We start from the raw sequence: 12,688 nt of genomic DNA, 5'->3' as shown, positions 1-12,688 counted from the left end.
AGAATCGGGCACTGCGTGGAGATATATCTGTGCAGAGATCTATCATTTACAGATACCACAGCAGGCGCTTCTAATCTGACTATGCAAAATGCTTGAAGGGGAATCACACTATGGCACGTAGAGCGGTAGAGCAGGAGTTATCCAGGGAGAGAATTTTAGAGGCTGCCAGACATCTGTTTGTAACGAAGGGGTACCGTGCAATCTCGATGCGAAGTATCGGCCAGCATCTGGGCTACAGCCATGGTTCACTGTATTATCATTTCAAGGAAAAAGCGGAACTGTTCTATGCGATTGTCATGGAGGACTTTGACCATCTCTGCTATCTGTTGCAGGAAGTCAAGGAATCGCCGGAGCAGGGCGAATGGAACAAGGTAGAGCGTCTGCTGATTGAATTTATCCGTTTTGGGCTGGATAATGCTCATCAGTACGAGATTATGTTCATGATCCGGGATGAGGAACTGCTAAGCTATTGTCGTGCCGAACAGGCACGCTGCTTTGAATTGTTCTCTTCGATTGTCAGGCAGCATATGAATATGACGGAGCATACGCTTGAAGCGATGCATACTGTGCCGCTCAGTCTATTTCTGTCCATTCACGGATTCATCTCTTATTATATCCAGGACAGGGTCACCTATGACGAGATCAGGCCTGCAGCAATTGCCCATGTCAAGACGATCTGCCGGGTATTATAAGAGGACACCGATGATGAATTGTATAATCGGATACCCGGACAGGATGGTGAAAGGGGCATTCGTCTGCACCTGCACTTTAAGGCTTTGCTCTGTCAAAACGTTGAATCCCTATAGTGAAATGAACGGTGAGGCATATGCTGGCTATCCGGCAAAAGAATATGTTCAAAACAAAAGGCGACTGTCCGCACAATTGATGCAGACCAGTCGCCTTTTATATTTGCTAACCCGGTGAGCTAATTCGGATCAGCCCTGCATAATCTTGATCATATATTCCCGCTGGCGTGGACCATCGAATTCACAGAAATAAATGCCCTGCCAGCGTCCGAGCAGCAATCGGCCGTCCTGAATAATAATCGTCTGCGACGGGCCGGTTGTAATGGACTTGAGGTGTGAAGCGGTATTGCCTTCCATATGGCGGTATTTGGGATGTTCCCACGGATAGACCTCGTCCAGGCGCATCAGCACATCATGTTTGACATCCGGATCGGCATTCTCGTTGATCGCAATGCCTGCTGTCGTATGCGGACAATAGACGATCGCAATACCTTCCTGTATGCCGCTCTGGCTGACTTTGGAAGAAACCTCTCTTGTAATATCCCTCATTTCATCACGTTTGCCGGTAGAAATCTGCATCGTATACAGCATGGATATCCCTCTTTTCCTACTTTTTTTCAAGATGAGTCTTAGGATGGGCGTTCAGGTGCTTCTGATATCATTTTATCCCTTATTCAAGCTCATTTCTATTCTGATATTACCTCATCTGGCAGTGATTAATCGGATCAGTAAGTGAAAAGACAGAATCGGCAAAGGAACCAAAACAGCAAAACATAATTCCAGCAGCTATCGGCAAAGCGAAGTTTTACCGCATAAAATGGTGGTTTTAAGCCCATAATGCTGCTGAATCACCTCTAAAAACGAACATTGCAGATGACTATAAATCATTTTGGCAAAAAGTAAACTTCTCATTGACGCTGGAAGTCAGCCTTTGCTAAAGTATGGCTAAGATTTAATTCCAAGTATACTAATAGGAAATAAAGGTTAAAATAAAATGAATTGTTGAGTTTCAAGTAAAGGAGTCTTCCAGTGAATAGTACATTACTGCGCCACAAAGGTTGGACATGGGGATTTCGCACGACTGTATTGCTGTATTTTCTCATCTTAATTGTACTGCCGATTGCCGGAGTGTATGTGAATTCACTATCGGACGGATGGACAGCCTTTGTCCAGAATATTGGCGACCCGATCGCCTGGAAAGCGGTGCTGCTGACGCTCAAGCTGGCACTGACGGCTACGATTATCAATGCGCTCGTCGGTACGATGGCTGCCTGGGTACTGGTGCGATATGAATTCCCGGGTAAATCACTGCTGAACAGCATTGTGGATCTGCCGTTTGCACTGCCTACGGCTGTCGGGGGACTGATGATTCTCGTATTGCTGGGACCCAATAGTATCGTAGGCAAGGCAGCGGCTTCAGTCGGGCTGGATCTGGTATTTCATCAGCCGGCGATTATCGTGGCGATGGTGTTTGTGACTTTTCCTTTTGTGATCCGGGCGATCCAGCCGCTGCTTGAGGAACTGGACCGCTCGGCGGAAGAGGCATCCTATACCCTGGGAGCTTCCCGTACACGAACCTTTTTCCACGTGATTTTGCCGGCGATGGTGCCGGGTATTCTGAGTGGAGCGATGCTGGCCTTTTCCCGTGCACTGGCGGAGTTTGGCGCGGTGGTGCTGGTGGCAGGCAATATTCCCGGACGTACGCTGACGGCTTCGGTTTATATTTTCGGTGAGGTGGAGAGTGATAATGAAGCGGGCGCGGCAGCTGTATCGATTCTGCTGCTGACCTTGTCCTTTATCATTCTGTGGCTGATCAATCTGGTACAGACGAGGAGGATGAGCCGATGAGAAGATTATGGATTACGCTCACCTGGCTCGTATTCAGCATTCTGATCCTGATCCCGCTCGTTGTACTGACAACGGGAGCCTTTGATGAAGGCGGCGCAGGCTTCGTGCAGGCACTCAGCCGACCCGAAGCGCTGCATGCGCTGATGATGACCGGGCTGATCGTCCTGGTGGTTACTGCACTCAATGGCATATTCGGCATTATGATGGGCATCTATCTGGTCCGGGGAACCTGGCTCAGCCGCAAGCTGCGTCAGCTGTTCAACAGTATCGTCGATCTGCCGTATGCGGTATCGCCGGTAATCGGCGGGCTGATGATTGTGCTGCTGCTCGGACCGGATACGGTGATCGGGACTTTTTTTGAACAAATCGGCTTTAAAGTTGTCTATGCATTCCCCGGTATGGTTATTGCGACGCTGTTCGTGACATTCCCGCTAATGGTGCGGGAAGTGATGCCGGTGCTGCAGGAGATCGGTACGGATCAGGAGGAGGCTGCTTCGACGCTTGGCGCTTACAGTTGGCGAACGTTCTGGCAGGTCACCTGGCCGTCGATCCGCTGGGCGGTCATCTACGGTACGATCCTGACGGTCGCCCGCTCACTCGGGGAGTTCGGTGCGGTGCTGGTCGTGTCGGGCAATATTATCAACAAGACGCAGACGGCGACGACGCTGGTCTATCAGGATATGGAGAATTTTAATGTTACCGCGGCCAATGGAGTCGCGCTTGTACTCGCCGTATTCTCGATTGGACTGCTGCTGCTGATGGAACGTGCCAAGAAAAGAAAGGAAGTGCTCTGATATGCATGTGGAAGTCCGTCATTTGGATAAGCATTTTGGTCAATTTCATGCCGTGCAGGATGTCAGCTTCTCCATTGCCAAAGGACATCTGATCGGACTGCTCGGTCCGAGCGGCGGCGGCAAAACGTCCATTCTGCGGATGCTTGCCGGATTGGAGTCGCCGGACAGCGGGGAGATCATTTTCCATGGCAAGGCTGTGAACCATCTGCCGCCGCAGGAACGGGAGATCGGGTTTGTGTTTCAGAACTATGCGCTGTTCAAGCATATGACCGTGTTCGATAATATTGCGTTTGGTCTGAAAGTGAAGAAAACCCGCAAGGAGGCGATCCGGGATCGGGTAAGCGAACTGGTGGAGTTGACCGGCCTGTCTGGATTCGAGCATCGGTATCCGCATCAGCTATCCGGCGGACAGCGGCAGCGGGTTGCTTTTGCCCGGGCACTGGCACCAGAGCCGCAGCTGCTGCTGCTGGATGAGCCGTTCGCAGCGATCGATGCCAAGATCCGGCAGGAGCTGCGTACCTGGCTGCGCGAACTGATCGAGCGGGTCGGCATTACGTCGATCTTCGTTACTCATGATCAGGATGAAGCGATCGAGGTGGCTGACGAGATCATGATCATCAACGGCGGCCGTCTGGAGCAGAAGGGCACGCCATGGGATATTTACAAGCAGCCATCCACGCCGTTTGTCGCTTCCTTCATCGGGGAGTCTACGATTGTGGATGAGATTGGCCAGCTCAAAGGATTCGAGCAGCCGGGAGCAGCCGATTATGCCCGTGCACTGATCCGGCCGGAATATATCGAGATTGGCCTAGCGCATGAATTCCGACTGCTGTCAGCGACAGAAAAAGGCACGGTAAAACATATGCACTTCCGGGGCAGCCAGTGGATGGTCGAGGTTGAGGTGGGCGCGAACCGCCTGATCACGTACCGTTCTCTGGAAAAGGATACGCTGGAAGTCGGACAGGAAGTTCATGTGCTCGTTCACCGGGCGTATCTGTTCAACGATCAGGAGAGCTGGATTGCCGAAAATGCACTCAAAGCCGATCCGTTATCGGTATTTATCTAGATGAAGAGCCGGCTGCGAAAAGCTGGACACTCCAGTACGAAAGCAGGACAATTTCTGTTCACAAGCAGCACAGATCGGAGAGGAGAGAGCAGAGTGAAACGAGGAATCCCATTATCTGCAGGATTACTGATATGGATTATCCTGCTGAGTGTGCTGCTCTCCGGATGCAGCGGCAAGGAAGAACCCGGAGCACAGCCTGCATCCGCTGCTCCGGCGGCAGCAGGGGATGTGACACTGGTAATCGGCGCCTACAGTGTAGCCAAGGATGCAGTTGGTGAGATCCTGCCGCAATTTCAGCAGTACTGGAAAGACAAAACCGGCCAGAAGGTAAGCTTCCAGGAGTCGTATGAAGCTTCCGGTACACAGGCACGGGCGATTGCCGGAGGCTTTGAAGCGGATGTGACGATTCTGTCGCTCGAAGGCGATGTCGACAAGCTGGTCAAAGCGGGATTGGTCGATAAAAACTGGAAAGACGCTCCGTATCAGGGCATGGTCACACGCTCGATCGTCGTACTCGGGACACGAAAGGGCAATCCGCTCGGCATTCATCAATTTCAGGATCTGGCACGTCCGGGTGTAAAAGTGCTGTATCCCAACCCTAAGACTTCCGGCGGCGCACAGTGGGATATCAACGCGATCTACGGTGCAGGACTCAAGCAGTCGGAACGTGAACAAGGCAAAAAAGATCCGGCCGCAGCCAAAGCTTTCCTGGAGGCGGTTCATCAGAATATCGAATCGCTCGATAAAAGCGGACGGGCATCGATGGCTGCTTTTGAATACGGGGTAGGCGATGTCATTGTGACGTACGAAAATGAACTGCTGGCACGAATGGCCAAGGGAGCACAGTATGATCTGGTCGTGCCTGACGATACGATCCTGATCGAGAATCCCGCTGCCGTCGTGGATTCGTATGTAGACAAGCACGGCACCCGTAAAGTTGCGGAAGCCTTTCTGGATTATCTGCGTACACCCGAGGCCCAGGAGATCTTTGCCAAGCATGGATTCCGTCCGGTGGAAGAGCAGGCGATGAACGCTCACCGCAGCGAGTATCCTGATCCGCCAGGGCTATTCGATATACAGTACCTGGGAGGATGGAGTGAAGTACGAAGTTCGCTGTATTCCAAACGAGGGATCTGGTATCAGATATTGGCAGGGATTTGATACTATTTACGTTTACTGCCAGCCAATTATGAATAAAAGATCTGCAGGTACAATTATCTATCCAAGAAAATAAAGAACAGGGAGAAGCAGACAATAGGCTTTTCCCTTTTTTGTATTTCATTTCTTGGAATGGTGCAGATTATCGATTTCAAAAGGCATCTTCATTACGATTAATATCGAAAATGGCGGGAAGATGGTATACTTTATGGTATATCATCTAGATACAATAGACTACGATTTTATATGTGAACAACCAACAGACTGCATTTATGAAATATGACATTAGCGACCAAGCAATAGACCTCAGGCTCAAGGAGAGAATACAGTATGAACGGACGTGTAGTGGATCGATTAACATTTTTGGGGACAGGAGATGCAATGGGTGTTCCCCGGGTATATTGCGACTGTGAAGTATGCGACGAGGCGAGGAATAGCGGTACCAACCGGCGCTTGCGCTCATCCGTGCTGATCGAGAGTACGGAAGGTGACTTTCTGATCGACTGTGGTCCTGACTGGCGGCTGCAGATGGAGATGATTAACCGGCGTGCGGATATTACGGATATCGTGATCACCCATGCGCACTTCGACCATATTGCCGGACTGCCGGAATGGGCGGATGCATGCCGATGGCAGGGAGTCACGGGACGAGTATACGCACCGCAGGAAGTGCTGAATATCATTGAGCGTCAATATCCATGGATTAGCAAGCATCTGGACATGATCGCCAATGATGAAGGCATGATGCTGAGCGGATGGAAAATGACGCCATGGAAAGTGCATCATGGATTTAACGGGTATTCCTATGCTTACCGGATGGAAAAGCATGATTTTGGCTGGGTGTACTGCCCGGATGCCATCGGTCTTACCGACGAACAAAAGGTATTGATGGATCGTCTGGATCTGCTGATTCTCGGTACCAGCTTTGTCCACGAAGAAGCAGAATACAGCACTCGCTCGGTATACGATATGCGTGAAGCGGCCGAACTGGTCGATGAGCTGGCACCGATCCAGACGATTTATACGCATATGTCCCACGATGTGGATCTGCGGCAGGAGCTGGAGCTGCCGGTCGGAGCCAGTACGGCGCGTACAGGCATGACAATTGATTTGGGTAATTACACAGCGCTGCTGCCCGAGGAATAAAATAGGAATGCAAATTGTAAAAGTGGACCGGTATCAGAAGATACCGGTTTATTTGTATTTTTTTGATGATTTTTTATAAGAATTCAGGAATTTACAACACTAAAGCGTAGGTTTACGTAGTTTTCTGTAGGTGTAGATTAATATTATTAAAAATGTAAGTATACCTGACAGTACAAGCATGAAAAAGATAAAATTTTTACATAAAAAGGAGGAAAATGATGATTACCTTCCATGAAGTTGACAAATTTTTCGGAGACTTTCAGGTGTTAACTGGAATTAACCTGCATGTCGAGTCAGGAGAGGTTGTGGTGGTACTCGGTCCCTCCGGCTCCGGCAAAAGTACGATGCTGCGCTGTATCAACCGTCTGGAAGAAACCAGTAGCGGCCAGCTGACCGTAAATGGAGTGCGTGTGGATGAACGCAAAACGGATCTGAATAAGCTTCGCCGCAATATCGGCATGGTGTTCCAGCATTTCAATCTGTATCCGCACAAGAAAGTCATCGACAATATTACCCTCGCGCCGATCAAGGCACTGGGCGTCTCCAAAGCCGAAGCGCATCAGACGGCTATGCATTATCTTGAAAAAGTCGGCATTGCCGACAAGGCACAGGCGTATCCTTCCCAGTTATCCGGTGGTCAGCAGCAGCGTGTGGCGATTGCCCGGGGATTGGCGATGAAGCCGCAGATTATGCTGTTCGATGAACCGACCTCGGCGCTTGATCCCGAGATGGTCGGAGAAGTACTGGACGTAATGAAGGCGCTTGCTCTGGAAGGTATGACGATGGTGGTGGTTACCCACGAAATGGGCTTTGCCCGTGAAGTGGCTGACCGGGTCGTCTTTATGGATCAGGGCAAGATTGTGGAGGAAGCTCCTCCGGAGCAATTTTTCTCCGATCCAAAGGAAGAACGGGCCAAGCTGTTCCTCAGCCGTCTGTTGAATCACTAATCATACTGCCGGATATTTGCCTGTTTTGACACTTATACTAATGAAAAGGGGAAATGAATGATGTCTAACAAAAAAAGATTTTCGCTCCTCCTTGTATGTATGATGGCTTTGGTAGCTGTACTGGGAGCATGCAGTACGACCACAACGAATACCAGCGGCGGATCTGCCGAAAGTAATGCAAGTGCGCAAATCGATCAGATCAAGCAGCGCGGCAAATTGATCGTCGGTGTTAAATATGATACCAAACTGTTCGGTCTCAAAGATCCGGGCAGCGGCAAAGTAGAAGGTTTTGATGTAGACATGGCTCATGCCCTCGCCAAAAGCATTCTTGGGGACGAGAGCAAGGTGGAATTGAAAGAAGTAACGTCCAAGACCCGTATTCCTATGCTGAACAATGGTGATGTGGATATGGTTATCGCCACGATGACAATTACGGATGAGCGCAAAAAAGAAGTCGACTTCTCCGATGTGTATTTCCAGGCAGGTCAATCCCTGCTCGTGAAAAAAGGCAGCCCGATCAAAGGGATTGAGGATGTAACTGCCGATACGACAATTCTGGCAGCCAAAGGCGCGACATCGATCGATAATATCGAAGAAAAAGTGCCTGATGTGAAAGTACTGGAATTTGATAACTACCAGGATGCTTTTAACGCTCTCAAAGCCGGACAGGGTGAGGCATTGACGACAGATGATGCGATTCTGTACGGTATGGCTGCGCAGGACCCGAACTATGAAGTGGTGGGCAAGCCATTTACCGATGAGCCATATGGTATCGCGGTGAAAAAAGGCCAGACCGGTCTGGTGGAAGCAATCAACAAAGGGCTGGCTGATATGAAAGCAGACGGTTCTTATGATGAGATGTACAAAAAATGGATCGGTAAAGCACCGGAAAACAAATAAGCTGGATCGCCATGACAATGAACGACCCAGCATAAATTAAATAAGACCGAGGATGGGCAATCACGCCCATCCTTTTCGTTAGAACAGCTGAGATTGTAACCGTACAAAAAAATAGGATTAGGTAAAAGCTGGTTTGGAAACAAAGAACAAACCGTACAATAATGTGAACAAAAAAAGTAAGCGGGAAACAGGAAGTACAAAGCAAAGAGGGCAGACGCAAAGCTGCCTGGTAAAGGTACAGCCTGCTTCGTTAACCCGCTTGGCTGCAGAGAATTAAAGGAGGTAAATATATGCCGGATTTTTCGATTCTAACAGAGTATTTCCCAGTCTATCTGGAAGGGTTTTTAAATACCATTTTAGTCAGCGTAATAGCGCTAATCGGCAGCTTTGTTCTCGGTACAATAATAGCCGTTTTCCGAATTACAACAATCAAGCCGCTGCAGTGGTTTGGTACAGCCTATGTAGAATTTATCCGTAATATCCCACTTCTTATAATTGTATGGTTTTTCTTCTATGGATTGCATACGTTTGGAGCACGAATGGATGGATTTCAGGCAGGTACACTTGGACTTACAGTATATACATCTGCTTTTATTGCGGAAGCGATTCGTGCCGGGATCTTGTCCGTACCTAAAGGACAGATGGAAGCAGCACGTTCCTCAGGAATGACTTACATACAATCGATGCTGCATGTTATTTTGCCGCAGGCGATCAAACTCGTCATTCCACCACTGAGCAACCAGTTTATCAACCTGATCAAAAACTCTTCGGTGCTTACTGTCATTTCAGGTCTGGATTTAATGTACTTCTCAGATAAGGTCAACGGTGATAGTTATGCTACCGTCGATACGTATATTTTCACAGGTATGTTCTATCTCATTCTGACTATACCGATGAGCTATGGTTCTCATGTACTGGAACGCCGACTGGCCAAAAGTTCATAACAGATCAGCAATAAGGGTTAAAGGAGGAGTACTATGGATTTTGCAGGTGCGTATTCACCCGAGAATTTGAAGTTTCTGATGGAAGGTCTGGGCATGACACTGTATGTGGCCTTCTTTGCTATTATATTCAGCTTTGTAATTGGATGTTTTGTAGGGGTTATCCGTTATATGCAGATACCTGTATTGTCTCAGGTATTGACTGTGATCGTGGAAGTGCTGCGTAATCTGCCGCTGCTGCTGATCATTTTCTTTGTTCAGTTTGCGGTACCGCAGATTTCATTTTTCGGTGTTCAGTTCAAGTTTACCATACCGGTAGGCGCCATTATTGCCCTGACTCTGTTCGAGGCGGCAATGATCTCGGAGATTGTCCGTGCCGGTCTCAAGTCGATTCCCAAAGGACAGGTCGAAGCGGCGCGTTCTTCAGGGCTTGGCGCGGTACAAACACTATGGCATATCGTACTGCCGCAGGGGCTGCGTCGGATGGTGCCACCGCTGGTCAGCCAGTTTATCTCCCTGCTCAAGGACACCTCGCTCGCGGTTATCGTGGCGCTGGCGGAGCTGATGCATAATGCGCAGATTATTATGGGACAGAATCATAATTATCCGATCCCGATTTTGCTGCTTGTCGCGATGATCTATTTTATTGTAAATTATACATTATCCCTGATCTCCAGACGGTTGGAGACCAGAACGGCTTAAAGTACACACAGGCGGCCGGTTTCCGGAAGGAGACCGGTTTTTGTTATCTCTGGAGGATGAAACATGTTGTATAACCGTTATGGAGAGCGTTTTATAATGAAAACAGCATGAAAGGGAATTTTTATGATACCATATAAACAATTTCACAAAACGACAGGAACTCCATTGCCAGCTGCGATTGCACGCCAGTCCGATTCGCGTCGAAAAGGAGCTGAAGGACGTATGCCTGCTCTTTTCAGAAAGGAGAAAGTACAGATTCTGGCGGTAGCGCTCGGAACAGCGATTGCCGGAGAATTCAAGATCAATCCGGTGCCGGGTGATTTGTTCCGGATCGGTCTGGGCGGCAGTGCATTTCTGCTGTTTCTGCTGCTGATGAATCGGCTGCCGTTTATCCGGGCAGGAATATGGACGGCAGTGGCGGTTATTGTATTTCGGATTGTGCTGGATCTGGTTTTGAGACCGGCCGAGTTTGAATGGATGGACCGGCTGCAGGTGCATACGTCCGGCGGGTTGTACTATCTGACATTTTCCATCGGCATGTATTTGATTCAGGGGCAGATCGAACGGATGAATCTGCTGCTGCTTGGGGTACTTGCGACATGCATTGACTTTAGTTCCAATACGATCGAGATGATCTGCAGATGGCTGCTAACCGGATCGGAAATAGGCAATCCGGCGATATGGGGATATATTGTTCTCGTGGCGGCGATCCGGGGATTTTTCATGACAGGGCTGTACAGCAGCATCGCGGTCAGCCAGATCCGCGCACTATCGCTGGAGCAGAATAAGCGGATGGAACAGATGCTGTCGGTCAGTTCCGGTCTGTATGGGGAAGTCTTTTACCTGCGCAAATCGATGGATACGATTGAGCGGGTTACCAGCAGCAGCTATAGGCTATATACGGATCTCAAGCGGGAAGGGCTGAGCGAGTTCAGTCAGCGGCAGCTCAGTATTACCCAGGAAATACATGAAGTAAAAAAAGATTCCCAGCGCATCGCTGCTGGATTGCTCAAGCTGTTTGAGCAGGATGCACAGTCGCTGCTGTCCCTGTCGGAGATTATGGATTATGCTATTCGCGGCAACCGTAAATATGCGATCATGCTGAACAAGCAGGTTGTGTTCAGCGCCCATCTGGAGCAGGATTATCTCACATCGGATTATATCCCGCTGCTGACGCTGCTGAACAATCTGCTGGCCAATGCGATTGAGGCACTGGACAAGTCCGGTTCAATTGAACTGCGTATCGAGCAGCAGGGTGATCGCACTGTATTAACGGTCGCTGATTCAGGCAAAGGAATTCCCGAGCGTGACCGGGAGATGATCTTCGAACCGGGATTCACGACCAAGTTTGCGCAGGGAGGCAGTGCGGCGACCGGAATCGGGCTGTCGCATGTGCATGATATTATCGCCTCGCTGGGCGGCAGTGTCCGGCTCTGTCAGCAGGAAGAATATGCACCATGGACAACGGCGTTTCGAGTAGAACTACCAACCGATTCACTAAAGAGAGGAGGATAATATGGGATTATCTTTTTGTATTGTGGATGACGATCCGGCAACACGCGCCATGCTGGAGAATATTATCAGGGAAAGCAATCTGGGCGAAGTAACCGGTACGGCCAGAGGTGGCGAGGAAGGCATGCGTGTCATTATGGAAAGTCAGCCGGATGTCGTGCTGATCGATTGGCTGATGCCCGATCAGGATGGACTGGAGACGATTGTACAGCTGCAGCGGCAAGGATTCCGCGGCAAATACGTTATGATCTCGCAGATCGAGAATCAGGAGATGGTCGGAGAAGCGTATCAGTCGGGAATCGAATTTTTTATCCGCAAGCCGATTAACCGGATTGAAGTGGAGTCGGTATTGTCCCGGGTCAGTGAGCATTCGGAGATTCAGCAATATCTGCATGAACTCAAGTCTTCGCTGTCCCGTCTGGACACGCTGAATCTGCTGTCTGCCGAACGTCAGACTGCGGTACCGGTCAAGCCGCGCAGCATCAGCGAAGTCATACGCCCCATTTATATGAATCTGGGCATTGTCGGCGAAGCCGGCTGCAACGACATTACCGCCATTATGGAAATGCTGCTGCAGCGTGGTCAGGCAGGTCCATTCCCGCCGCTCAAGCAGCTGTACGAAGGAGTGGCTGCCAGCTACAAAACGACGCCGCGCGAAATCGACAAAGAAGCCAAAGCGATCGAACAGCGTATCCGCCGTACCGTTACGACAGCACTCACCCACCTGGCATCGATCGGACTGACAGATTACGGCAATCCCAAGTTCGAACACTATGCTCCGCTTTATTTCGACTTTGAAGATATCCGGGCCAAAATGAAAGAGATCGACGAAGAACGCGATGACAGCAAAAGCAAAGTCAGCATCAAAAAGTTCCTGCAGGTACTTTACCTTGAAGCACTGGACCAGATGCAAAATGTATAATTAGTC

13 protein-coding genes are annotated in these 12,688 nt (G+C 49.6%); 12 read left to right on the top strand and 1 reads right to left on the bottom strand.

All coding sequences use genetic code 11. From position 1 onward, the window contains the following. Nucleotides 1-110: 110 nt before the first annotated feature. Nucleotides 111-692 (top strand): TetR/AcrR family transcriptional regulator, encoded by a 582-nt coding sequence (locus tag WH45_RS03550; protein ID WP_046213043.1) that lies wholly within the window; start codon nucleotides 111-113, stop codon nucleotides 690-692. A gap of 243 nt (nucleotides 693-935) precedes the next feature. On the opposite strand, the gene WH45_RS03545 is transcribed toward WH45_RS03550, so the two are convergent. Continuing rightward, nucleotides 936-1,337, bottom strand: coding sequence for a secondary thiamine-phosphate synthase enzyme YjbQ (locus WH45_RS03545; protein ID WP_046213042.1), 402 nt, complete (start codon nucleotides 1,335-1,337; stop codon nucleotides 936-938). Nucleotides 1,338-1,775: 438 nt separating this feature from the next. On the opposite strand from WH45_RS03545, the gene cysT reads away from it, so the two are divergent. From cysT to WH45_RS03490, 11 genes are all read left to right on the top strand, one after another. Continuing rightward, the gene (gene cysT / locus WH45_RS03540) at nucleotides 1,776-2,594 is read left to right on the top strand and encodes a sulfate ABC transporter permease subunit CysT (protein WP_046213041.1); all 819 of its coding nucleotides are present in this window, start codon (nucleotides 1,776-1,778) and stop codon (nucleotides 2,592-2,594) included. Further along, a complete protein-coding gene (locus WH45_RS03535; RefSeq protein WP_046213040.1) occupies nucleotides 2,591-3,388 on the top strand; it encodes a sulfate ABC transporter permease subunit in 798 nt (265 codons plus the stop codon). Before cysT ends, WH45_RS03535 begins: the two co-directional genes overlap by 4 nt. A gap of 1 nt (nucleotide 3,389) precedes the next feature. Further along, nucleotides 3,390-4,454, top strand: a complete 1,065-nt coding sequence (locus WH45_RS03530; protein WP_046213039.1) for a sulfate/molybdate ABC transporter ATP-binding protein — start codon at nucleotides 3,390-3,392, stop codon at nucleotides 4,452-4,454. 93 nt (nucleotides 4,455-4,547) lie between these two features. Further along, nucleotides 4,548-5,615 carry a sulfate ABC transporter substrate-binding protein gene (locus WH45_RS03525; RefSeq protein ID WP_046213038.1) on the top strand — a complete coding sequence of 356 codons (1,068 nt, stop codon included), beginning with the start codon at nucleotides 4,548-4,550 and terminating at the stop codon, nucleotides 5,613-5,615. Between the two features lie 327 nt (nucleotides 5,616-5,942). Then, nucleotides 5,943-6,758, top strand: coding sequence for an MBL fold metallo-hydrolase (locus WH45_RS03520; RefSeq protein WP_046213037.1), 816 nt, complete (start codon nucleotides 5,943-5,945; stop codon nucleotides 6,756-6,758). Nucleotides 6,759-6,976: 218 nt separating this feature from the next. Beyond that, nucleotides 6,977-7,705 (top strand): amino acid ABC transporter ATP-binding protein, encoded by a 729-nt coding sequence (locus tag WH45_RS03515; RefSeq protein WP_046213036.1) that lies wholly within the window; start codon nucleotides 6,977-6,979, stop codon nucleotides 7,703-7,705. Nucleotides 7,706-7,765: 60 nt separating this feature from the next. Then, nucleotides 7,766-8,605 carry a glutamate ABC transporter substrate-binding protein gene (locus WH45_RS03510; protein WP_407668011.1) on the top strand — a complete coding sequence of 280 codons (840 nt, stop codon included), beginning with the start codon at nucleotides 7,766-7,768 and terminating at the stop codon, nucleotides 8,603-8,605. 290 nt (nucleotides 8,606-8,895) lie between these two features. After that, entirely contained in the window at nucleotides 8,896-9,549 is a 654-nt protein-coding gene (locus WH45_RS03505; RefSeq protein ID WP_046213034.1) for an amino acid ABC transporter permease, read from the top strand. A 33-nt stretch (nucleotides 9,550-9,582) separates the two neighbouring features. Next, nucleotides 9,583-10,248, top strand: coding sequence for an amino acid ABC transporter permease (locus WH45_RS03500; RefSeq protein ID WP_046213033.1), 666 nt, complete (start codon nucleotides 9,583-9,585; stop codon nucleotides 10,246-10,248). Between the two features lie 123 nt (nucleotides 10,249-10,371). Then, nucleotides 10,372-11,763 (top strand): ATP-binding protein, encoded by a 1,392-nt coding sequence (locus WH45_RS03495; RefSeq protein ID WP_082096520.1) that lies wholly within the window; start codon nucleotides 10,372-10,374, stop codon nucleotides 11,761-11,763. Between the two features lies 1 nt (nucleotide 11,764). Further along, nucleotides 11,765-12,682 (top strand): response regulator, encoded by a 918-nt coding sequence (locus tag WH45_RS03490; RefSeq protein WP_046213031.1) that lies wholly within the window; start codon nucleotides 11,765-11,767, stop codon nucleotides 12,680-12,682. The last annotated feature ends 6 nt before the right edge of the window (nucleotides 12,683-12,688 follow it).

Origin of the sequence: Paenibacillus wulumuqiensis (genome assembly GCF_000971965.1) — a bacterium.
GTDB lineage: Bacteria > Bacillota > Bacilli > Paenibacillales > Paenibacillaceae > Saccharibacillus > Saccharibacillus wulumuqiensis.
This window is presented reverse-complemented; position numbering and strand designations above follow the sequence as displayed.